The organism is Gemella haemolysans, assembly GCF_012273215.1.
In the GTDB taxonomy this organism is placed as follows: Bacteria; Bacillota; Bacilli; order Staphylococcales; family Gemellaceae; genus Gemella; species Gemella haemolysans_A.
Genome location: NZ_CP050965.1, coordinates 956,751 through 980,102, shown reverse-complemented (window position 1 = coordinate 980,102; position 23,352 = coordinate 956,751). Strand labels below are relative to the sequence as shown.

The following is a 23,352-nucleotide window of genomic DNA, read 5'->3' as shown; positions in this document are numbered from 1 at the left end:
AATGAAAAATTTTAAGATTTTACCCAAAACATTTATTTACACAGTTAGTATTTTAGGGAGTGTTGTTGTTTTAGCTCATTTAATTTTTTATCTAATCTTTCCTAATGTTTATATTGAACAACAGAAAGAAGAAGTTAGAAAAAGTGCTGATATACTAGTTAGAAGTCTAGAAGGAAAAGAAATTAGTGTTATAAGAGATGAGTTAATCGCATATTCAAAAAATATAAATGTAGCTGCACATCTGAGAAGAGATATAGAGAATGGAACTTTTAGTTTAACACATGACTTAGATATAAAAGAAGATACGTTTGACAATCATCTTTTAATTGAAGAAAGAGAACTAACAACAAAAGATGGAGAACATGTTTATGTTCAAGTGGTTTTAAATAAAGATATAAAAACTAGATTTATAAAAATGATGAATTTAACAATTCCAGTAATAGCCTGTATAACATTAATTTTTTCAATTATATTCTCGTATTTTTACTCAAAGAGAATTGTAAGTCCATTATTACATATCTCCAGAGTAACAAAGAAAATGGAGCAAATGGATAAGAGTGTTAGATTTAATACATGTTATGGAGATGAATTTGGCGATGTTTGTAGACAGATTGATAATCTTTATGAAAAGTTAATAAGTGTAATAGATGATTTAGAAAGAAAAAATGAAAATATATGTAGAATGCAAAAACAGAAAGTAAGCTTTTTAAGAGGTGCATCACATGAATTAAAAACACCGTTAACTAGTTTAAGAATAATGTCTGAAAATATGCTATTTAATATTGGTAGATATAAAGATCATGAGAAGTACCTGAAAAAAAGTATAGTTGTAATCGATAATATGGATTCGCTGCTGAAGGAAGTCCTAGATTCTTCGAAATTTCAAGAATGGACAGAAAATAAAAATACAATACAGATGTCATCATTCATAAGAAATATTCTAGGGAAATATGAAGAACTATATTTAAGTAAAAATATAAAATTAACTTATGAGATAATAGATGATTTTAAAGTAGATATGAATAAAAAAGCCTTGGATAAAGTAATTTGTAATATAATTAGTAATGCTATTAAGTATTCATATTTTGAAGGTAAAGTGAATATTTATCTTAGTAATAATAGTCTAATAGTAGATAATACGTGTCAACCACTAACTTCTAAAGAACTTAGTAATCTTTTTAAAATTTTCTTTCACTCGAATACAATAGAAAGTAATAAGAATAGAGGTTCAGGATTAGGGTTGTATATAGTGAAAAATATTTTAGATAGTTATAATTATACATATAGTTTAGAACCAATCGATGAAGGGATGAGATTTAGTATTAATTTTAATGAATGTAAAAAAGAAAATTAGATCATAAAATGAGTTATATAGATAGTCTTTAATACAAAAAGTAAATATTACTTTTAAAAATAAAGTGTCGAAGAGAGAACGAGATTTTTTTAAAATCTTGATATCATCTTCGATGCTTTTTTGTTAATTCAAAAATTAATAAGAAATGAAATTATACGTATTTTTTCATATTGGTTTAATATTAATTGAATATAATGTGATTATTAAGATTAAAGGAGATAAAATATGTTAAAACAATTTAATAAAACAAATCAATATTCAATAAGAAAATATAGTGTTGGAGTATTCAGTGTAGCAGTTGCTTCGATAATGTTTATGGGAGGAACTGTGCAAGCTAGTGACTCTAATACAAAAGAAGAAAATAAAGAAACTACTGAATCAGTTATACAAGGAAGAGTTGTACCACCAACAATAAAAAATATGGAACAAACTTCAGAAAATACTAAAAAAGAAAAAGGGGTGAATAATAATGAAGGGGAAAGTTCCGAGATAAGAAAAGCGATAAAGTCAATTAAAGAAAGAGTTGATTCAGTTCAAACTTCGAAGGATGTGGTAAATTCCAAAAATGCAGATACCCCTGTTAATAAAAGCACTTTCCATGAGGTGACAAAAAACAATGAGGATATGAATAATGCAATAAGAAATGATAATCAAGAAAAAGATCATGTAAAACCAAGAGTAAGAAGAGAAATATCAACTAATGAGAACTTTGATGATAAAAAACGAGAAAGTATAATTACTGATTTTATTGAAAATGCAAGAGATAGAGTAGAACATGGAAGTAAAATTTATACATTAGAAGAAAAAAACTTTACTATTACAAGGTTTTGGTGAATTGAAAGAGGATCTTATTGAGAGTATCCCCAAGATGTCAGAAAGAAACGAAAAAGATTTTGCGAGTAAGATAATAGATGAGATAAGTAGGGAAGAAGAATATACTTTAGGGAATAATTTAGATAGATTCGAAATTTTAAATAATTTAAGAGAAGAATATCAAAAAAAATTATCTGAGATAGATAAAAATTTAGAAACTGTTGAAGATAGCGAAAAAATTAAAAGGAAAAAAGAGTTAAAAAAACAATATGAAATTGGGTTAAACAAGATAAAAGACCAGAATTTCCCTGCAAAGTTAGAACTTAAAAAACTATTAGATGATTATGTAATTAATTTGAATAAGGCTGCTTCAGGTGAAAAAATTGAAGAGCTTGATAAAAATATACCAAAGCTAAATAATAAAAATAAGAATTCAATTACAGTTAAAGTAGTAGATGAAAATGAAAAACCTGTTACAGATTATACAGTTGAATTGAAAAATACAGTTAGTCAGAAAATTGAAAATAAGAAAACCGATTCAAAGGGAGAAGTTATCTTCAATAATTTAGAGGAAAAAGTTGAGTATAATGTTATAGTAAGAGGTAAAAAAAGTGTTGATGGTACATCGCTGTCTGCAGGTGAAAGTGATGTAATTTCTGTAAAACGTTCTGATTTAATTTCTTCATCAAAACGAGATGAATTCCCTAATAGAAGTGAAGATGCTAATAGTGAAAGCGAGATTATTGAAAATAATACGAGAGATGGGAAATTATTAGAAAAAGATAAGAGAGCTGCTATAGCAGGACAAGAGATAAAAGAAGTTCAAGAAATTGCCAAAAAAGGTGGTAAGATTTATACAAAAGAGGATAAAGAAAAACTTCTAACTTTATTTGAAAAATTATATGAAGAACTTAAGAAAGAAATAGATACACCTAAGGATTTAGGAGAATTTAGAGAGGAAGTTTTAGATAAAATAGAAAACACCTTAAAAAATAAATTAGGAGTACCATATAGATATAAAGCAATTGAAGAATTAATAGAAAAAGTAGGAGATTATGCTGATAAACTTAGATTAAAAGAAGATAGCTTTAGTAGGGAGAAGGTTAGAAATCTAGATAAGAAATATGAAGAAGCTAGAGAAGCATTAGTGAAAGATGAATTTCCTGAGAATAAAAAAATTGATGAGTTGAAAAATAAATATTTAAATGAATTAAAAGAAATCTATGAGAAGAACCATAATGAACTACTTGTAGATGAAAAAGCATCTGGAATTCTAGGTACAGTTACTTGGAGAGTATATAAAGATGGAACATTAGAGTTTTCACCAACAGATGGTAAAGAAGGAGAATTCGATAATGGGAAAGATCATATCAAGTGGGCACATACTGAAAATGTAAATGAACAGTTATCTTCATATGGAAAAGATATTAGAAAGTATAAAGATAAAGTAAAAAAAGTTGTATTTAAAGGTAAAGTTAAAGCGAATGGAACTTTACAAAGTATGTTCTATGGTTATGATAAATTAGAAAAAATTGACTTCACTAATTTTGATACTACAAATGCAACTGGTATGAAGTCAATGTTACAAGGTACAGCATTAAAGAGAGTTGATTTAAGTAAATTTAATACATCAAATGTTCAAGATTTAAGTTACATGTTTCACAAGATGGAAAAACTGGAAGAAATTGTATTTGGAGATAACTTCAATACTTCAAAGGTAGTTGATTTTTCAAATATGTTTGATGGAGCAACAAAAATTAAAGGACTAAACTTGCTATCGTTCGATACGAGAAACGCAGGGGAATCTACACCAACGTTAACACCTAAAGAAGATTTATTTAAAAATACACCAAGTTTAACAACAGTAGCTGTTGGAGAAAAATATAGTATTCCAATGGAGGATTTTTATACTGTAACATTCTATTTTGGAAGTGAGAACAAAACTAAAGTTACATTAAAAGTAAGAAAAAATAGAAAAATAGCTGATGGATTTATTCCAACACCATCTAAAGAGGGTTATCAGTTTGCAGGATGGAGTGAAGATGTCTCTAAAGAAATTGTTAAAGATATGGAACTTACTCCAAGATGGAGGGAAGTGAAAAAAGAGAAACCTAATAAAGGTAATAATGCAAATATACCTCAGCGTAATCAACCAGAAGAGAATAAGCCAACTCCGCAAGCCGTACCAGGAAAAGAAAAACAACCAGAGATAAATAAAGAAAATCCACAAGTGAAACCAGAAATGGAAAAACAAAGTGAAACAAAAACTTCAGGTAAAGAAAAAGAATCTACTCCGAAATTATCAGAAAAAATAGGAGAAAAAAATACAGATAAATCAAAAGAATCATCGAAACAAAATGATAATAATAAAGTACAACCAGAAGAGAATAAGCCAACTCCGCAAGCCGTACCAGGAAAAGAAAAACAACCAGAGATAAATAAAGAAAATCCACAAGTGAAACCAGAAATGGAAAAACAAAGTGAAACAAAAACTCCAGGTAAAGAAAAAGAATCTACTCCGAAATTACCAGAAAAAATAGGAGAAAAAAATACAGATAAATCAAAAGAATCATCGAAACAAAATGAAAATAATAAAGTACAACCAGAAGAGAATAAGCCAACTCCGCAAGCCGTACCAGGAGAAGAAAAACAACCAGAGATAAATAGAGAAAATCCACAAGTGAAACCAGAAATGGAAAAACAAAGTGAAACAAAAACTCCAGGTAAAGAAAAAGAATCTACTCCGAAATTACCAGAAAAAATGGGAGAAAAAAATACAGATAAATCAAAAGAATCAGACGGACAAAGTGATAATAATGCGCAGTCAAAAACAAATACTTTCGACAAGACGAAAAATGGTTTAGATTATGATAAACAAATAAAAGAAGTGGATAAACAAAAAGAAAAATCTAAGTTAATTGAAAATATTAAAACTCAAGATAACAATAAAACTATGTTTAAATTAAAAGCATTGTCGGGAGACGATAAAATAACAGTAGAATTTGATAAAGTTATAAATGCTAATGAAATATTATTTAATGAAATAAAAGATCACAAATTAATAAATAATATCAAAGAAAAATTAAATGTAAATTATGTAAGAATTTTTGATATAGATTTATTAGAAAAAGGTAAAGTAAATAAAATTACAGATAATAGAACTGTTAGAGTTGCACTCGCAGGAGAAAATATGAAAAATATTGGAGTTTATCATATTAAAAATAATGGAGAATTAGAAAAGATTCAATCTAAGGAAGAAAATGGTGAATTAGTATTTAAAACAAATCATTTTAGCAAGTTTGCATTTGTAAATAAAGTCAAAGGAATTACGGATATAATTAATAATAATAATTCGTCAAATCAGATAGAAATTCAAGAACAAAAAATGTCTAAAGATAATATTATACAAAAGAATCAACACAGCAAAGGAGAAATAAGAAGAGTAAATCATAATATTGAAAAATTACCGAATACAGGAAAAGAAGAAAAAGGATTAGCAGCATTAGGAGCGTTTATAGTAATGGCTTTAACATTTATTCTATTTAAAAGAAAAGAATAGTATGTGATTATGTTGTAATAACAAAGTAAAAATGAGAAATATGAGATATAATAAAAATAATTGTTATAATGAGAGTCTGTTCTATATGTCAGACTGTTTAATGAGATATTTAAGTAGATATTTATTCTTGTAAATAAACTAGCTCAAAACATTAAAATTTATTGAGTCTATTTCCCGATTATTTAAAAAAACGGTAAAAATAATAGTCTTCTCATAAGATTTGATAGATGAAGAAAATAGGTAATGAAATCTAGGTAGCATTTTGCTACTTAGATTTTTTTTGCTCTTTGTCAAGTTCGGGGCATAGAGAAAAATAGGAAATAAGATCTAGGCAGCATTTTGCTGCTTAGATTAATGGCTTTAGCTAGTTGAGGAGGCAAAGTCTCCGAAACAAAAAATCACCCGCTATGCGGGTGCGATATAAAAGTTAAACAATTGAAAAATCATCCTTTCTTGATAAAATAAGAGTAGTTCAAGCTCTAAAATAAAGAAAGGATGATTTTAATTATGGCAAATAAACATAATAGTTTATCGCATACAAAGTGGTTATGTAAATACCATATTGTATTTACCCCTAAGTATAGATGAAAAATAGAATTTAATCAATACAAACGAGATATAGTAGATATAATAAAAAGGTTATGTAAGTATAAAGGAGTGGAAATAATAGAAGGACATATAATGCCAGATCATATACATTTGCTGTTATTAATACCACCGAAATATAGTGTATCAAGTTTTCTGGGGTATTTGAAAGGAAAAAGTTCACTGATGATATTTGATATGCATGCAAACTTGAAATATAAGTATGGGAATAGAAAATTTTGTGCAGAAGGATACTATGTAAGTACTGTAGGTTTGATTGAAAGTACAATAAGAAAATATATCAGAGAACAAGAAACGCATGACATTTCAATAGATAAATTGACAACAAAAGAATATACAAATCCATTTGGAAATAAGAAAAAGTAGATAAACCCGTTTAACGGGTAGCGGGCGTCAAAATACAATAGGGCTTGAACGAATGTGAAAGCCAGCGCCTTGAGGTGCGTGTTAGTAACAAAGGGTTATACCCGAAGAGAAAACCACCCCTTTTCAGGGGTGGTCATTATTTAGTTATATTAAAATAATTATTTTAAAAAAATAAATGTAAAAAATAATATAATTTGCAAATAAAAATTTAAATCGAGTATGAATATAATTTTATCTTAGAGATGGCTTAAGTAATTTAATAGTTAGTTATAAATTTATAAACTGAGGTCAGAAGAAAGTTAGAAATGCCATAAGTGAATAAAATAAATATAAAAAGCTTAAAAATAGTATTGAATCGAAGAATTAAAAAAATTAACGAATTTTTAAAATTAATTTAACAAATAAAATTGTATTAATTGATTTTTGTGTGCAAATAATTTTCTGTGATACAAATATCAAATGAGTAATATAAATATAATTGTGAATTAATTTGAATTGAATTTGATAAAGTTTTTATTCCTTTAATTATTGATAAATATATTATCGTATAGTATAATTAACTTTAGTGGAGGTTTTAATTTTAAAAGTTACTAAATTTATATGAAAAGAATTATAAAATATTTAATTATACAAATAAATTTGTAACGATATAATTTCTTTGATTTATAACTATAGATTTAAAGGAGGATTAATATGTATAGTAAAAATAATAAAAAAATGAATGAACAAAAACAACTTGAAAAAGTTAATCAATACGGGATTAAAAAATTCAATGTTGGAACAGCTTCAGTATTAGTGGCAGCTGGATTTGCATTCTTAGGAGGGGGTAACGCTTTAGCGAGTAACGATACTGTGGTAAACAATGCTAATGAATCAGCAACGACACCAGCTGCAACGACAACAGCTAAAGAAGAAACACCTGCACCAACAGTAGCAAAAGCAAACAGAGCTAACCTAAGTGCTGCAATCGCGCGTGTCCAAAATGCAATTGCAAAAGCAACTGTAACAGAAAAAACAGCTTCAGCAATTGAAGAAGGAAAAGCAGAATTAGCTAATGCTCAAGCTTTAGAAGCAAGTGAAACAGCTACACAAGGTGAAGTTGATAAAGCGACAGTAGCATTAAAAAATAGAGCTTTCGTATTAGAAAGTATGCCGAAAGCTAAAGCAGAACCTAAAGAAACTTCAGAAGCTAAGCCTAAGGCAGAAGTTAAAGAAGAAAAAGTAAATAAAAACCAAGATCTAAGAAATGGGAAGGCTATACCAGGTAAAGGGGAAAGTGGATTTAGGACAACACCTACTGGTGTAGGAGAAAAAGCTGCAGAAGGTCCTACTAGTAATAATAAAAGAGGGGTGGGAGCTAACCCAGTAGATAACGTTATATCAAGTTTGAAAAATCAATTCGGAGATATTGATTTTAATACACCAGATGTTGTGAAAAAATCTACAACAGTCGAAAACCAATATTCGAGAAATAATGCTGCTATTCCGAACCCAGCACCAGAGAAATTAGGAAAAATTACTTATAATTGGAAAGAAAAAAGAATTGAAAATGAAATTGATGGATGGAAAATAGAAGGAACAAATAATTATGTAACAGCTATTAAACCTGAAGCTCCAACAGAAGTTGCGGCTGATAGACCTGCTGGATTTGAACCCAAACCATCTAAAGTTTACGATAATAATGGAAGTATAGAGAGACAGTATAACGATACTCCTACTCCAAACAATCCTTTAGCGCCTAATAAAGCAAATCAAAACTATGCAAATGGTGTTAACTACTCAAGTGTACCTGGTGTTCCTTTAAATAATGCAGAACATTCTGCTGTCGGTAAAGGCTATTATATTCAGTTGAATAAAAAAGGTACACAAATTTCAAAAGAATTTAATGTTAATCCGAATTCTAGATTATACCTTAGTGCATTAACGGGTGGAGCATATGGGAATATGGGGACTGCTGGTACTGGTGAAAAAGTAGAAATCACAGTTACAGATGCAGATACGGGTGAAGTTTTAAGAACAGTAACAGATGCGAATAATAATAGTGAAACAACACACGTTTCAACTCCTTATGGAGATGGAGGAAATGGTAATGGTTTTGGGTTCTGGAGAACCATTATTAATACTCCAAATACTACTAAAAAAATTAAAATAACGATTAAAGCATTAGAAGATGGTCCGGCATTTAAAAAGACTTATCCTGTAAATGGTAAAACAGAAATTGAAGATGGATATTTTGTAGGAGGAGTTAACTTGACTGTTGGTGCAGCTTTAGAAATGACAACAGATGTTATCCGTAATAAATCAACTTCTTCATATGGTCAAGATGTATTGTATAAAGATAAAGAGTCTGGTCAATTAAGAGTAACTGTGAAAAATGTAGGAGGGTTACCAACTTATGGTGCTTATGAATATACTGTAAAAATTCCTGAGGGTGTTGAATTAAAAGATTCTGTAAAAAAAGCAAATGAATGGAATTGGCCTGGTCCTTACCAAGTGGTATCATATGATGAAACAACTAGAACACTTAGATTGAAATTCAATGCGGGGGATTCTGATCCTGCCAAAAATGGAACTCGAACATTCGGTATTGATTTCACAACAGCGAAAAACTTTAAAGGGACTGCTACTTTTAAAGTAACTGCAGAAATTAAAGAAGGATTTACAGATTTACAAGGAAACAGAGTATTAGAAAATACAGGCGTTGTAAATCCAAATAGTCCATATAGAAATACATTTAATGCACTTGGAAATACAGATAATCCAGATTATTACTACAATAAAACAATTTATATTGATACTGTTAAACCTGTTGCTCCTACAGTAGAACCAGTCCATACAGATAGTATTATTGGCGAAAAAACTGATAAAAATCAAGTTAAAGAGTTGCTAGTTTCTGTTCCTACGGAAAAACAAACAAACTTAACAGATGAAACTAGAGAAAAACAAGATATTGCTGAAAACGATAGAAATAACGGAACGAACCGTGATGCGAACACTGAGGTAGAGAATATTAAAGAAGCTATTGGTGGATTAACTTCATTAAAAGTTACTTTACCGAATAGTAAAACACCAATTACTCTAACGAAGAAAGCAGATGGTTGGTATAATGGTGCAACAAAAGTTGAAGTACGTGATGGTAAATTAGTTGTTCCAGTTCCAGCAGGCACAGATTTGACGGAAGCGAATGAGACAACAAATCCGGACAAACGTATCAAAGTCACTGTGCTTGATAAAGCAGGTAACGAATCAGATCCAGCTTATGCTAATGTTCTAAACGAAGCTCCAACAGTAGCAGTTGAGAAAAGAGATTTATATGTTTATAAAACAAAAGAAGCTGATAAATGGAACAATGCTAAAGTTTTAGAAAAAGCTAAACCATCAGCAACTGACTTAGAAGATGATCGTGATGGAGTTGAGTCTACTAAACCAACAATCGCAGTAAGTAATGCAGGTAACTTAGATACAACTACAGTTGGAGATTATACTGTAAAAGTTCAATCAACTGATAGTGAAGGTAAGAAATCAACAGAAGTCGATGTAACGGTTCACGTATTAGATTTAATTAAAGTAGATCCAACAGTAACAACAGACCCAACAAATCCAAGCACAACAGCTCCAGTATCTCCAAAAACAGCAGATACACCTGTAAAAGAAGGAGACGAAAATCTTGGTAAATATCCAGCAGGAGTTACTCGAGAAGACTTAGTTAAAGAAGTTACACGTACAATTAAGTATCTAAAAGAAGAAGATGCAAACAAAGATGATGCAACTCCTCTATACGCTGAAAAAGTACAAAAAGTAACGTATAAACGTACAGCAACGGTTAACCCAGAAACAAAAGAGGTAACTTACTCTGATTGGGAAGTTTACAATGAAGCTGATAAATTAACAGATGCTAAAGCAGATGGTACTAATGGTAAGTATAATTCAGCTGAATCTCGAGTTATAAATAATTATTTATTAGTAGATAATGCGGATAAACTTGTACCAGAAAAAGATGCTCCTAAGCCAACACAAAATGGAACAGTATCTTCTGAAGTGAAGAAAGTTCTTTATAAGGAGATTGGTTCGTTTGTTCCTGAGTACCCAGCAGGTAAGAAACCACAAGGAGCACCAGAAAAAATAAATTATCCAAATCATCCAACAGATCCAACAAAACCAGGGGACTTTAGTACTGTAACAATTCCTTATGTACCAGGATATACTCCAGTATATAACGGACAAGAATTAACACCGAAAAATCCAAACGATCCAACACAAGGATACAATGTTCCAGAAGGATTTACACCAGCTGATAATTTTGGAACATCACCAATTACGTATACTCCGTCAACTCAGAAAGCTAAAGTAGTCATTGAGAAGAAAGTAGATGGAGGAGCTAATGAGGTTGTTTCTACCTTTGATTTAACTGGTAAATCTGGTTCAGAATTACCAGCAAGTACGGATGTTGATAACAAAATCAAAGAACTTAAAAACCAAGGTTATGAAGTAGAAAGTGATGAATATCATACTCAAGATAATCACTATCCAACATTTGATGACAAGGAAGATGTTAACCCAACAGATGGTTCATCAGCACCTTCTCAAACATTTAAAATTGTTGTAAAACCTAGAATTGTTGAAGTTTCTTCGTCAACACCTCATGAAAAAGATAGTCCAGTAGATCCAAATGGAGAAAATCCAGATCTTAAATGGCCAGATGGATTAAAAGAGTCTGATTTGAATACAACTGCTAAACGTGTGATTTCTTATGTGAAGAAAGATTCTGATACAGCTCCTGAAGTAAAAGCTAAGGATGATACTGTTCAAACGGTGCCATTCACAAGAAAAGCGAGCGTTAATCTTGTTACTAAAGAAGTAACTTATACAGATTGGGAAAGTCCAAATAAAACATGGGATAAAGTTGGGGTAGATGTTCTACCTGGATATATTGCAGATAAAAAAGAAATTCCAGCGAAAGAAGCAGTAACTCCTGTAAAAGATACAAAAGTAATTCCTGATGAAACTGATAAAGTTACTTATACGAAGATTGGAAGCTGGATTCCAGTTGATCCAACAACTGGTAAGGATGGAGAACCAATTCCATTCCCTAATGATCCAAACGATCCAACGAAAACAGGAGAAATTACGCAAATTATTCCTCATAAAGATGGATATACTCCGAAAGATGGAAATGGAACACCATTAGAACCAGTAAATCCTGCAAATCCAGAACAAGGATATAAACCACCGAAAATTACAGATCCAAAAGCAAATATCAAGATTACCTATGATAAAGATGATCAAAAAGCAAAAGTTAAATTTGTTTCAGTAGATGAGAAAGGTGTTGAAACACCATTAGATGCGAAATATAATATTGATGATCTTACTGGTAAATCAGGAGATAAAATTCCAGAAGAAAAAGTTCAAGCACGTGTTGATGTTTTGAAATCTATGGGATATGATATTGTAGATAATCCATTTGATCAGGATCCAACGTTTGATACTAGGAAAGAAACAGATCAAGAGTTTACAATTAAAGTTAAACCAAAAGTTTCAACTGCAAAACCTGTTTATGTAGTAGAAGGAGATAAACCATCTTCAGAAAAATTAAAAGATGCTGTTACTACTAAAGGAAATGAGAAAACAGTAGATGAAACTAAACTTCCTGAAACAACTGGAAAAGTTGGAGATGATACATTGACAGCTCCAGTAACAGTAACATACGGTTCAGGGGTTAATAAACGTGAAGAAATAGTACCAGTACCAGTAACAGTATTACCAAAAGTTAAACCAGAAGGTGTAGTAGTACTGAAAAATAGCGATAAAACTAAATTAGAAAAAGCTATTAAAGAAGAAGCAGAAAAAGCAGCTAAAAATCTTAAAGGGTTACCAGAAGGTGTAACAGTTACAGTAACAAATGTTGAAACAAACACTGTACCTGGAACAGAAAATGCAGGAAAACAAACACCAGCTAAAGTACAAGTTAAATACACAGATAAAGATGGAAATGAAATTACAAAAGTGATTGAAGTACCAGTAAATGTTGTAGAAGCTTTACCTAAACCAATCGAAACACCAGTTACAAAAACACCATTAACACCAGAGGATTACACTAAAGGAATTAAGATTCCAGAAGGTGGAAAAGTAACAAACGTTGAAAATCTACCAGACTTAACAACACCAGGTAAGAAAGATCCGGTTAAAGTAACAGTAACATTACCAAATGGTAAAACAATTACAGTAGAAGTACCGGTAACAGTGACACCAGTTAAGGAAATCGAAACACCAGTAACTAAGACACCATTAACACCGGAAGACTATACTAAAGGAATTACAATACCAGAAGGTGGAAAAGTAACGAATGTAGAAAACATTCCAGACTTAACAACACCAGGTAAGAAAGATCCGGTTAAAGTAACAGTAGAATTACCAAATGGTAAAACAATTACAGTAGAAGTACCAGTAAATGTAACACCAGTTAAGGAAATCGAAACACCAGTAACTAAGACACCATTAACACCGGAAGACTATACTAAAGGAATTACAATACCAGAAGGTGGAAAAGTAACGAATGTAGAAAACATCCCAGACTTAACAACACCAGGTAAGAAAGATCCGGTTAAAGTAACAGTAGAATTACCAAATGGTAAAACAATTACAGTAGAAGTACCAGTAAATGTAACACCAGTTAAGAAAATCGAAACACCAGTAACTAAGACACCATTAACACCAGAGGATTACACTAAAGGAATTAAGATTCCAGAAGGTGGAAAAGTAACGAATGTAGAAAACATCCCAGACTTAACAACACCAGGCAAGAAAGATCCAGTTAAAGTAACAGTAGAATTACCGAATGGAAAAGTAGTTACAGTAGAAGTACCGATAACAGTGACACCAGTTAAGGAAATCGAAACACCAGTAACTAAGACACCATTAACACCAGAGGATTACACTAAAGGAATTAAGATTCCAGAAGGTGGAAAAGTAACGAATGTAGAAAACATTCCAGACTTAACAACACCAGGTAAGAAAGATCCAGTTAAAGTAACAGTAGAATTACCGAATGGAAAAGTAGTTACAGTAGAAGTACCGATAACAGTGACACCAGTTAAGGAAATCGAAACACCAGTAACTAAGACACCATTAACACCAGAGGATTACACTAAAGGAATTAAGATTCCAGAAGGTGGAAAAGTAACGAATGTAGAAAACATTCCAGACTTAACAACACCAGGTAAGAAAGATCCAGTTAAAGTAACAGTAGAATTACCGAATGGAAAAGTAGTTACAGTAGAAGTACCGATAACAGTGACACCAGTTAAGGAAATCGAAATACCAGTAACTAAGACACCATTAACACCAGAGGATTACACTAAAGGAATTAAGATTCCAGAAGGTGGAAAAGTAACGAATGTAGAAAACATCCCAGACTTAACAACACCAGGTAAGAAGAATCCGGTTAAAGTAACAGTAGAATTACCAAATGGTAAAACAATTACAGTAGAAGTACCAGTAAATGTAACACCAGTTAAGGATATCGTTAAAAATATTGGAGATCCAATAACTAATGAAGACGTTGAGAAAAACGTTAAGATTCCAGAAGGTGGAAAAATTGTTTCTATCGGAGATAAACCAGGAACAGATACACCAGGTGTTAAACCAGTGGTTCCAGTAGTAATTGAATTACCAAATGGAAAACAAATTACAGTAGAAGTACCAGTAATTGTAAAACCTAAAGTTACTCCAGTAGTAGTAAAAGTAGGAACTCCAGTAACTGAAGAAGATGTTAAGAAACATGTAGACCTTCCAGAAGGATGGAAAGTTACTAAAGTTGGAGAAATTCCAACAACTGCAACACCAGGTGCTAAACCATCTGTAACTGTAGAAGTAGAATTACCTGATGGACGTAAAGTTACAGTAGAAGTACCAGTAACAGTAACACCTAAACATGTTGAACCATCAACACCAGCTGGACCAACAACTCCAGAACAACCACAAGGTGAAAATGGTAATAAACCACAACCTGAAACACCAGCTAAACCAGAAAAACCTTCTGAAAATACAAAACCAGAAGTACCGAAAGCTCCAGTAGCTAAAGCAGGTGAAAAAGTATTACCTAATACAGGTATCGCAGATAACAACTCTGCATTAGCAGGTTTAGGATTAGCAATCTTAGGATTAGCAACGGCTGCAAGAAGACGCAAACAAAAATAAAAAAACTATTCTTAAAGTAATTTTACTTTGAAGTAGTAAATGAAGAAGCACTCTTGATGAAAATCAGGAGTGCTTTTTTGAAGGATCATACTGAAAAAAATAGTATCTTTGTTAAGGTTGAGGAATGGAAAAACTCCAACCCTGGGTTTTAATTTTAGAAACTTGAACATATCTATAGTATATTTATGTTTCATTCGATAAAATAATATTATTAAATTTGAGAGGTGTAAAATGTTAAAAAATATATTAGATAATGTTTTATCTTCAGGAAGTAATGGATCTGATGACAAAATTAAAGAATTATTAAATAGTATTATCGGTAGTAATCAAGTTCCATCTTTTGTTGGTGATATCTTAAATAAGGCACTTGAACAATTAAATCAAGGTCAAGGTGCAGGATTAGTGTCTCCAATGATAAATAAAGCACTGGAATCATATTCTAAAGACAATGCACTAACTCCAGATATGAATGAATTATTTAAACTTACAAGTAGCAATGGAATTAGTTATATTGCAGGTAATATTATAAATACATTAATAAAAAAATAGTATATAAAAAATAAGAAGCCAAAATTTATGGCTTCTTTTTGTATATAATTAGCATAACCTATGCTAGCAAGTCTCTCCACCTCAAGATGAACCAGCTCCTGCTGTACACCCGTAACAATGCATACCTGTAACAATTCTACGTACACCTGTATGATTATCTACAAGCTGACTCACATGGTTGATTTCTCCTGAGATTTTTAGTTTTTCAATATAATTAAAATCGCAATCATATAAAGACCCATCCGGACCAACAGAAATCATATTTCTACACATTAGACCTGGTAGTGTTGCAGGATTATATGCTTTATATAGTTTATTCATATAACCTTCGTAAAGATCTTCCCTATGAAGAAATTCAGAGAATCTACCGATAGGATTATTTGTTATTGCGAATAAGTTGTTAAAGACAATCTCAAAATTATCATATAGTTTTTTCTTATAAGTTTTTTCTAGTGCTTCTTGTTTAGGAGGTAAAAATGCTCCATTTGGATTATAAACTAGGTTTAATACTAAATCTTCTTCTTTACCATAACCTAATTCATTAAGTCTTCTCAGTACCTCTATTGACTTAGGAAAAACACCTTTACCACGTTGCTTAGCTACGACTTTTTCGTTATAGTAGGGTAATGAGGCTACTACTTGAACTTTTAAGTCACGATATAATTCTGGTATATCTCTATAAGCTGGAACGTCTAGGATAATAAGATTTGTTCTTACGATTACAGTTTTGGCATACTGTGAGATTTCTTTTAAAAACCATCTAAAGTTTGGGTTCATCTCAGGAGCGCCGCCTGTAATATCCATAGTTTTATATTTACCAACCTTAAATGCTTCGATTATTTGTTCAAAAGTTTCTCGAACCATGTTATTTTTTCTTGTAGGTCCACCATCAACGTGACAATGACTACATGTAATATTACATAAACTACCTACGTTAATTTGCATAACTTCTGGAAATTCTTCGGTTAGTAAATATTGTTTTTCCTCTACTTGATCAAAAAATTTGGGTATGTTTAATTCAGTCATAATAAATTTAGTTTGTTAATTTATCTGATAGTTCTTTACTTTGAAGACCGTGCACTAGGGTAATACCAGCTTTCATTGCAGCAGCAACATGAATAGCTTCTGCGATTTGATCTTGATCGCAGCCTTCTTCAAGACATGTACTAGTGTATGCATCGATGCAATAAGGGCATGCTTCAGCATGAGCTACAGCAAGTGCAATGAGAGCTTTCTCACGTGTTGTTAATTCTCCTTCAGCCATGACATTACCGTAGTAATTCATGAAGTTTTTCCAATACTCAGGTGCATCTTCACCAAATTTTCCTTCACCAAATTCTATTAAATGTTTCTTTTTAAAATATTCCGCCATATTTATTCTCTCCTCTAAAATTTGTATATAAATTAATTATAAGTTAGTTTCCATAAATAATCAATGAAATTGAACTATATATAATGTGTAAATAAATACATAATTTTAAACTAAAAACAAGAGCTACTTAAAAATCGGAATTCCAAAGAATTTGAATTTGTCGAATTAGCTCTCAAAGCTTATTAGATATCTAAGAAGCTCATATAAAGCGAACTTAGATATAAATAAATTATATTTCTATTAGTTTTCATGTAAGCTTTTATAGTATTTAGAAGATTTTTCTTAGAACTATATAAATTAAATTACCTCACATCTTTATACATTTTAGCTAGTTCTTCGACAGGAACACCACGTCGATACATTTTTTGGAATTTTTGCATTTGCCACATTGTTTTTACTGTATGATTTTTATATCTTCTTGTTGATGATGTGATAGGGGAGTCTATAACTGTAATTTTGTAACTTCGTGCACTTAAATCTTCAGAAAGTTTGTAGTCTTCCATTAAAGGCATATCTTTATACCCACCAATTTCTTCAAATACTTGTTTTTTTATGAATATAGCTTGATCTCCAAATGCTAGGTTAGTAATACTTGCACGCATATTAGAAACTAATGAATTAACCCACATAGGAAAACTATTTGGATAAAATCGAATCTTTAGACAACCGACTTCAGTAGGGCAAGTAAGTACTTTTTCAATAACATCTTTCTGAAGAACACTATCGCAATGTACAAACCATAATATGTCTCCTTTTGCGATTTTAGCTCCATAATTCATCTGATTTGCTCGTCCTTTTTTATCTGATAAGTGGTATGAATAACCGAAATAAGAGAGTTCATCTAATATTTCTTTTGTCTTATCTGTAGAACCACCATCAATGAAAAGTACTTCGTGTTCTTTAATATTATGCAAACAATATAGATTATAAACGAAATCACGTACTGTTCTTTCTTCGTTATAAATTGGCACAATAATAGTTATCATAAATACACTCCTAAAATAATAGTTAATACAATTATACCATGTAAAAAATTTTTTCCAAATAAAATATATGTTTAAATTACTTAGTTTAACTAACGTTTCATAAAAAATATAATTCAATAAAATATATATTGACAAATAAACTGTATCTATTGTATAATCACAGTAGATACAAAAACGTTTTATTATCTAATTAAACTATTTTAATTATATTAAAACAGATTAATTAGGAGGAGTATGATGGAAATAAAAATTTCTAATTTGTCATCTGTTCCGATATATCAGCAGGTGGCGAAACAAATTAAAAGTAACATTCTAAATGGTAGCTTAAAAAATAATGATCAATTACCTTCTATTAGGAGTTTAGCTAAAGAGTTAGAGGTTGGTATAATTACAGTAAAAAAATCATATGAGGTATTGCTGCAAGAAGAACTAATATATTCAAAAGGAGCTGTTGGATATTTCGTAAATGACATTGATTTAGCTACTGTCTTAACGATAAAAAAAGAAGAGTACTCAGACGAACTGAAGAGCATAATTGATAAGGCTATTAACGATGGACTTAATATAAATGATATTAAGAATATATTTAATAGTGTAATGGAGGAGAATAGTTATGATAAAAGTTAATAATTTATTGATTAATAAAGGAACATTTCAACTAGGTCCAATTGATTTGGAGCTAGAAAAAGGGTATGTTTATGCAATTACAGGTAACAGTGGAAGTGGTAAAACATTGTTTCTTCAAGCACTTTTAGGAGGTTTATCTTCAGAGAAAAATATGATTACTTACGATAATCTAAATTTTCATGAAAATGAAGTAGACATTAAAAATCTTTACTCATATGTAGCTGATAAACCTTTATTTTCAGATTCTTTACGAGTAGATGAGGTGCTATATAAAATATATAAATTAGATGAAAGATTTAATTTGGAGAAATGTTTCGAATTTCTGAGTAAACATAAAGTATATCGTCATAAGAAAATTTATGAACTATCTCAAGGAGAGAGGAAAATATTATTATTTTCTATAGGATTTTTTACAAAAACTAAAATATTAGTATTAGACAATCCATTTTCTGGTGTTGGTTTAATAGCTAGAAAAGAAATGATAGCACTTCTTAGAGAATATATGGATGAAGATAAAACGATAATTATAGTTACCGAAGAACCATATATAATACAAAACCTGGTCGACTATATTATTGTATTTGAAAATGGTCAAGTTACTAGTAAGGAAGATGTGGTAGAATTACAAGAACGATTTGAGACTAATGATATAGAGCGAATATTACTTTCACTATTGAAAGGAGAGAATGAAAATGATTAAACAACAATATGAAACAAAATTTGGAGCAATTTGGAATTTAATATCAAGTAGAAACTATGGTATGCCATTATTTTACAAAGGATTATATATATTATATTACTTTGTTACAATAACTACTATACTAGAATTATTATTTGATAAAACATATATAATATTAGCTCTGATTAGCTCATTAATTATAGTCATAAATGGAAGAAAATATGATGATTCTGAACAACAATATATAGAATATCTTCCGATTTCAATGAAAAATAAAGTTAGATACATTTATTATACTACTTATGTAAGTTTATTCTTAGGAGGAATATTGGCTTTCATATTAGATTTCATATATAATCGAGTAAGTGTTATAGAATATATCTATGCAATACTTACTATTATAGCGTTATCTAATTTAGCTATAACACAAATGGTAAATACCAAAAAATCATTAATTTATTTCTTTATTTGGGATATATTAATATACCAATTTATTGTAAGTATAGTTAGATTTGTTTTACTGGGCGTTTATAGTGCATTTACAGGACCAAAATATGATAGTACACAATTTAATCTAGTAAAAATATTGATTTTAATTTTATTGGTAGTAGTATATCATTTTATGTGTGTTTATGTTATAAATAGCGTGAAGAAAAGCAATAAACAAAATAATAATGAAAGAATAAAGTTAGTGATCATTTTAGTATTATTATTAATTACTGGCGGATATAAATTTTATTTAGATGCTGGAAAAGAATTTTATAGTGGTGTAAAAGAAGCATCAAAAACTGGAATAGTAACAATATACGATAATTCAATGAAAAAGTAAAAAAACGTAAAATAAGAAAACAGAATATTAAAATGGACAGTACCTTTTTAAATAAGTTATAGAGGAACTGTCTATTATTTTGAAAGAAAAAAGGGGATAAAAAAAGAAGACTTGGCTAACCAAATCTTCTTTTTATTAATAATTCTTATTTGAATTCTGCAGTGTTAACGCGAACTCCAGGACCCATAGTTGTAGTTACAGCTACAGATTTGAAGTAAGTTCCTTTAGCAGCAGCTGGTTTAGCTTTAGCTAAAGCGTCTTGAACAGCGTTGAAGTTTTCAACTAAGTCTTCAGTTGAGAATGAAACTTTACCGATTGGAGTGTGAACAACACCAGCTTTTTCAGCACGGTATTCAACTTTACCAGCTTTGATTTCATTAACTGCTTTAGTAACGTCCATAGTTACAGTACCAGTTTTAGGGTTTGGCATTAATCCTTTAGGTCCTAATACACGACCGATTTTACCTACTTCTCCCATCATGTCTGGAGTAGCTACGATTACGTCAAAATCAAACCAACCTTGTTGGATTTTAGTGATGTATTCACCTTGTCCTACGTAGTCAGCTCCTGCTGCTTCAGCTTCTGCTGCTTTATCACCTTTAGCAAAAACTAAAACTTTTGCAGTTTTACCAGTTCCTTTAGGAAGAACTACTGCACCACGAACTTGTTGATCGTTTTTACGAGTGTCAACTCCTAAACGGAATGCAACTTCTACAGTTGCGTCAAATTTTACTGTACTTGTTTTTTTAGCTAATTCGATTGCTTCTACTACAGAGTATAGACTAGAAGAATCTACTAATTTAGCTGCTTCAAGATATTTTTTACCTTTTTTTGCCATTATAATTATCCTCCTATTCTCCTACTAAGATACCCATACTTCTTGCAGTACCTTCGATCATACGCATAGCTGCTTCTACAGAAGCTGCGTTTAAGTCAGCCATTTTAAGTTCAGCGATTTCTTGAACTTGAGCTTTTGAAACTGTAGCAACTTTGTCACGGTTAGGTACAGAAGATGCTTTTTCAATTTTAGCTGCTTTTTTAAGTAATACTGGTGCAGGTGGTGTTTTGGTAATGAAAGTAAATGAACGGTCTTCATATACTGAGATTACTACTGGAATGATTAATCCTGCTTGGTCTTGTGTACGAGCATTGAATTCTTTACAGAATCCCATGATGTTTACACCAGCTTGACCTAACGCTGGACCAACTGGTGGAGCTGGGTTAGCTTTACCTGCTGGTACTTGTAATTTAACAACTTTTATAACTTTTTTAGCCACGATAAAACCTCCTATATATTTTTCGTGATGTGGTCATTTGAACGACTTGAAATTTTTCGTTCTCCCACTCAATCAAGTTTTGTATTTTTACATACTTAATTATAATACCATAGCAAATATGGAAATTCAAGTATTTTATTGAGTTTTTTTAAAAAAATTCAATTTTTATAATCTAGAGCAAAAATATTTCTACTTAGTTATTGAGTAGATAGTAAAATAATACAACTAAGTCAAAATTTAATCAAGTGATTTCTATAAAATAATTAAAGAAAATTCGTGAAAGAATTAATTAAGTAATTAAGTTATAATATAGAAGAAAAAGATTATAGTAACTAGATTTTCCCTAAGTGAACTATTGACTTTTCACTATAGGTAGTGTAGAATTGTAGTTATGGTATGTGATAGATTGCCAGAGTTTAAAATTCTGACAAAAGTACAATATCATAATAAAAAATTTTTCAAAATAGAAAGAGGTTGCAAAATGATTTATGGAATAATCAGTATTGCAGCTTTACTTGTTGGACTTTTATTTGGATATATTATTTCAAAAAATTCTATTCAAAAGAGATTAGAATTATCTAAGCAAGATGCCGAACATATTATTGGTGAGGCAAGAAAAGAAGCTAGATATATAGTAGAAAAAGAAACTACAATAGCTAAAAAAGAAGCTGAAGAGATAATCAATATTGCTAATAAAGAAGCAGAATTTAAAAAACAAGATATTCAAAGACAAGAAGATAGAATCGTTCAAAAGGAATCTTCATTAGAACGTCAAACAGAACTTCTGAATAAAAAAGATGAACTGTTAAGTTCAAGAGAGATGAAATTGGAAGAAAAATCTCAGCTTCTTGAAGAGAAAAGTAGTGAGGTTAATCAACTTAAAATTCAACAAGAAACAGAGTTGCAAAGAATTGCAAACTTAACAGAAGAACAAGCTCGTGAAGAGATTATGGCCGCAGTTGAAACTGATATGGCTAAAGACATGGCAATATATATTAGAAATAAAGAACTAGAGGCGAAAAGCGTTGCAGATAAACGTGCAAAAGAACTTATTGTTCAATCGTTACAGCGTTTTGCAACAGATGTAGTTAGTGAAACTACTGTATCAGTTGTTGATCTTCCAAGTGATGATATGAAAGGTCGTATTATCGGACGTGAAGGAAGAAATATTCGTACTTTAGAAACATTGACTGGAGTAGATTTAATTATTGACGATACTCCAGAAGCAGTTATCCTTTCTGGATATGATCCTATTCGTCGTGAAATTGCAAAAACAGCGATTAAATCACTTATCGATGATGGTCGTATTCATCCTTCAAAAATTGAGGAAGCTGTTGACAAAGCACGTAAAAACATTGATCAAGTTATTAGAGATGCAGGGGAACAAGCTACATTTGATCTTGGAATCCACAACATGCACCCAGATTTAGTTAAGATCGTAGGTAAGTTAAAATATAGAACAAGTTATGGTCAAAATGGACTACAACACTCTATGGAAGTAGCGTATATCGCCGGACTTATCGCGGCTGAGTTAGACTTAGATGTTGCTACAGCTCGTCGTGCAGGTTTACTACACGATATCGGTAAAGCACTTGATCATGAAGTAGAAGGTTCACACGTTGAAATTGGTGTAGCATTAGCTCTTAAATATAAAGAGAATGCAATTGTTGTTAATGCAATTGCTTCGCACCATGGTGATACAGAACCAACAAACCCTATTTCTGTCATTGTTGCCACAGCGGATGCACTTTCTGCATCACGTCCAGGAGCTCGAAGAGAGTCATTAGAAAACTATATTAAACGTCTACAAAAACTTGAAGAAATCGCAAATGAACACAAAGGTGTTGAAAAAACATTTGCTATTCAAGCAGGTCGTGAGATTCGAGTAATCGTAAATCCTGAAGAAGTAGATGATACAAAAACTTACAAAATTGCCAAAGAAGTTAAAAATAAAATCGAAGAAACGATGCAATACCCAGGAAACATTAAAGTTAATGTTATTCGTGAGGTTAGAGCGGTTAAGCTTGCAAGATAATAAATTAAGCGATTGGAATTGTCCAATCGCTTTTTTGTATATAGATTTTGAATATTTATTTCTTTAACATCATATAAAAATTATAATTAATTTTCTTTGGTGTT

General features: G+C 30.8%; 14 protein-coding genes and 1 pseudogene. 10 read left to right on the top strand and 5 right to left on the bottom strand.

Translation table 11 applies throughout. The annotated features are described in order from the left end of the window. Position 1: 1 nt before the first annotated feature. The 6 genes and pseudogenes from FOC48_RS09960 to FOC48_RS04600 all read left to right on the top strand — a co-directional run bounded on the left by FOC48_RS09960 (position 2) and on the right by FOC48_RS04600 (position 15,443). Positions 2-1,354 (top strand): sensor histidine kinase, encoded by a 1,353-nt coding sequence (locus FOC48_RS09960; protein WP_035466751.1) that lies wholly within the window; start codon positions 2-4, stop codon positions 1,352-1,354. A gap of 225 nt (positions 1,355-1,579) precedes the next feature. Beyond that, positions 1,580-2,188, top strand: coding sequence for a YSIRK-type signal peptide-containing protein (locus tag FOC48_RS04620; RefSeq protein WP_003145821.1), 609 nt, complete (start codon positions 1,580-1,582; stop codon positions 2,186-2,188). Between the two features lie 34 nt (positions 2,189-2,222). Continuing rightward, on the top strand, positions 2,223-5,726 hold the full coding sequence (locus FOC48_RS04615) for a BspA family leucine-rich repeat surface protein (protein WP_172497874.1): 3,504 nt from the start codon (positions 2,223-2,225) through the stop codon (positions 5,724-5,726). A gap of 507 nt (positions 5,727-6,233) precedes the next feature. After that, positions 6,234-6,698: pseudogene (gene tnpA, locus FOC48_RS04610) on the top strand (IS200/IS605 family transposase). Positions 6,699-7,391: 693 nt separating this feature from the next. Further along, entirely contained in the window at positions 7,392-14,894 is a 7,503-nt protein-coding gene (locus FOC48_RS04605) for a Rib/alpha-like domain-containing protein (RefSeq protein WP_172497872.1), read from the top strand. 231 nt (positions 14,895-15,125) lie between these two features. Next, complete coding sequence (locus FOC48_RS04600) at positions 15,126-15,443, top strand: hypothetical protein (RefSeq protein WP_003145827.1); 318 nt, start codon at positions 15,126-15,128, stop codon at positions 15,441-15,443. 81 nt (positions 15,444-15,524) lie between these two features. Here FOC48_RS04600 and arsS read toward each other — a convergent pair whose 3' ends face one another. The 3 genes from arsS to FOC48_RS04585 all read right to left on the bottom strand — a co-directional run bounded on the left by arsS (position 15,525) and on the right by FOC48_RS04585 (position 17,801). Next, positions 15,525-16,469 carry an arsenosugar biosynthesis radical SAM (seleno)protein ArsS gene (arsS, locus tag FOC48_RS04595; protein WP_003145828.1) on the bottom strand — a complete coding sequence of 315 codons (945 nt, stop codon included), beginning with the start codon at positions 16,467-16,469 and terminating at the stop codon, positions 15,525-15,527. A 7-nt stretch (positions 16,470-16,476) separates the two neighbouring features. Continuing rightward, positions 16,477-16,815 (bottom strand): arsenosugar biosynthesis-associated peroxidase-like protein, encoded by a 339-nt coding sequence (locus FOC48_RS04590; protein ID WP_003145829.1) that lies wholly within the window; start codon positions 16,813-16,815, stop codon positions 16,477-16,479. A 302-nt stretch (positions 16,816-17,117) separates the two neighbouring features. Beyond that, complete coding sequence (locus FOC48_RS04585; protein ID WP_003145830.1) at positions 17,118-17,801, bottom strand: TIGR04283 family arsenosugar biosynthesis glycosyltransferase; 684 nt, start codon at positions 17,799-17,801, stop codon at positions 17,118-17,120. Between the two features lie 237 nt (positions 17,802-18,038). Here FOC48_RS04585 and FOC48_RS04580 point away from each other — a divergent pair, with 237 nt between their 5' ends. From FOC48_RS04580 to FOC48_RS04570, 3 genes are read left to right on the top strand one after another with little or no spacing between them, the layout of a single operon-like run. Continuing rightward, positions 18,039-18,428, top strand: coding sequence for a GntR family transcriptional regulator (locus tag FOC48_RS04580; protein ID WP_003145832.1), 390 nt, complete (start codon positions 18,039-18,041; stop codon positions 18,426-18,428). Continuing rightward, a complete protein-coding gene (locus FOC48_RS04575) occupies positions 18,415-19,128 on the top strand; it encodes an ATP-binding cassette domain-containing protein (RefSeq protein ID WP_003145834.1) in 714 nt (237 codons plus the stop codon). Before FOC48_RS04580 ends, FOC48_RS04575 begins: the two co-directional genes overlap by 14 nt. Continuing rightward, entirely contained in the window at positions 19,121-19,936 is an 816-nt protein-coding gene (locus FOC48_RS04570; RefSeq protein ID WP_003145835.1) for a hypothetical protein, read from the top strand. Before FOC48_RS04575 ends, FOC48_RS04570 begins: the two co-directional genes overlap by 8 nt. A 145-nt stretch (positions 19,937-20,081) precedes the next feature. On the opposite strand, the gene rplA is transcribed toward FOC48_RS04570, so the two are convergent. Further along, positions 20,082-20,774, bottom strand: a complete 693-nt coding sequence (rplA, locus tag FOC48_RS04565; RefSeq protein WP_003145836.1) for a 50S ribosomal protein L1 — start codon at positions 20,772-20,774, stop codon at positions 20,082-20,084. 13 nt (positions 20,775-20,787) lie between these two features. After that, positions 20,788-21,213 (bottom strand): 50S ribosomal protein L11, encoded by a 426-nt coding sequence (rplK, locus tag FOC48_RS04560; protein WP_003145837.1) that lies wholly within the window; start codon positions 21,211-21,213, stop codon positions 20,788-20,790. 481 nt (positions 21,214-21,694) lie between these two features. On the opposite strand from rplK, the gene rny reads away from it, so the two are divergent. Next, positions 21,695-23,248 carry a ribonuclease Y gene (rny, locus tag FOC48_RS04555; protein WP_003145838.1) on the top strand — a complete coding sequence of 518 codons (1,554 nt, stop codon included), beginning with the start codon at positions 21,695-21,697 and terminating at the stop codon, positions 23,246-23,248. Positions 23,249-23,352: the final 104 nt, after the last annotated feature.

Coding starts and splice junctions, on each gene's coding strand:
- FOC48_RS09960 (WP_035466751.1), top strand. CDS start 2: ATGAAAAATTTTAAGATTTTACCCAAAACATTTATTTACACAGTTAGT.
- FOC48_RS04620 (WP_003145821.1), top strand. CDS start 1,580: ATGTTAAAACAATTTAATAAAACAAATCAATATTCAATAAGAAAATAT.
- FOC48_RS04615 (WP_172497874.1), top strand. CDS start 2,223: ATGTCAGAAAGAAACGAAAAAGATTTTGCGAGTAAGATAATAGATGAG.
- FOC48_RS04605 (WP_172497872.1), top strand. CDS start 7,392: ATGTATAGTAAAAATAATAAAAAAATGAATGAACAAAAACAACTTGAA.
- FOC48_RS04600 (WP_003145827.1), top strand. CDS start 15,126: ATGTTAAAAAATATATTAGATAATGTTTTATCTTCAGGAAGTAATGGA.
- arsS (WP_003145828.1), bottom strand. CDS start 16,469: ATGACTGAATTAAACATACCCAAATTTTTTGATCAAGTAGAGGAAAAA.
- FOC48_RS04590 (WP_003145829.1), bottom strand. CDS start 16,815: ATGGCGGAATATTTTAAAAAGAAACATTTAATAGAATTTGGTGAAGGA.
- FOC48_RS04585 (WP_003145830.1), bottom strand. CDS start 17,801: ATGATAACTATTATTGTGCCAATTTATAACGAAGAAAGAACAGTACGT.
- FOC48_RS04580 (WP_003145832.1), top strand. CDS start 18,039: ATGGAAATAAAAATTTCTAATTTGTCATCTGTTCCGATATATCAGCAG.
- FOC48_RS04575 (WP_003145834.1), top strand. CDS start 18,415: ATGATAAAAGTTAATAATTTATTGATTAATAAAGGAACATTTCAACTA.
- FOC48_RS04570 (WP_003145835.1), top strand. CDS start 19,121: ATGATTAAACAACAATATGAAACAAAATTTGGAGCAATTTGGAATTTA.
- rplA (WP_003145836.1), bottom strand. CDS start 20,774: ATGGCAAAAAAAGGTAAAAAATATCTTGAAGCAGCTAAATTAGTAGAT.
- rny (WP_003145838.1), top strand. CDS start 21,695: ATGATTTATGGAATAATCAGTATTGCAGCTTTACTTGTTGGACTTTTA.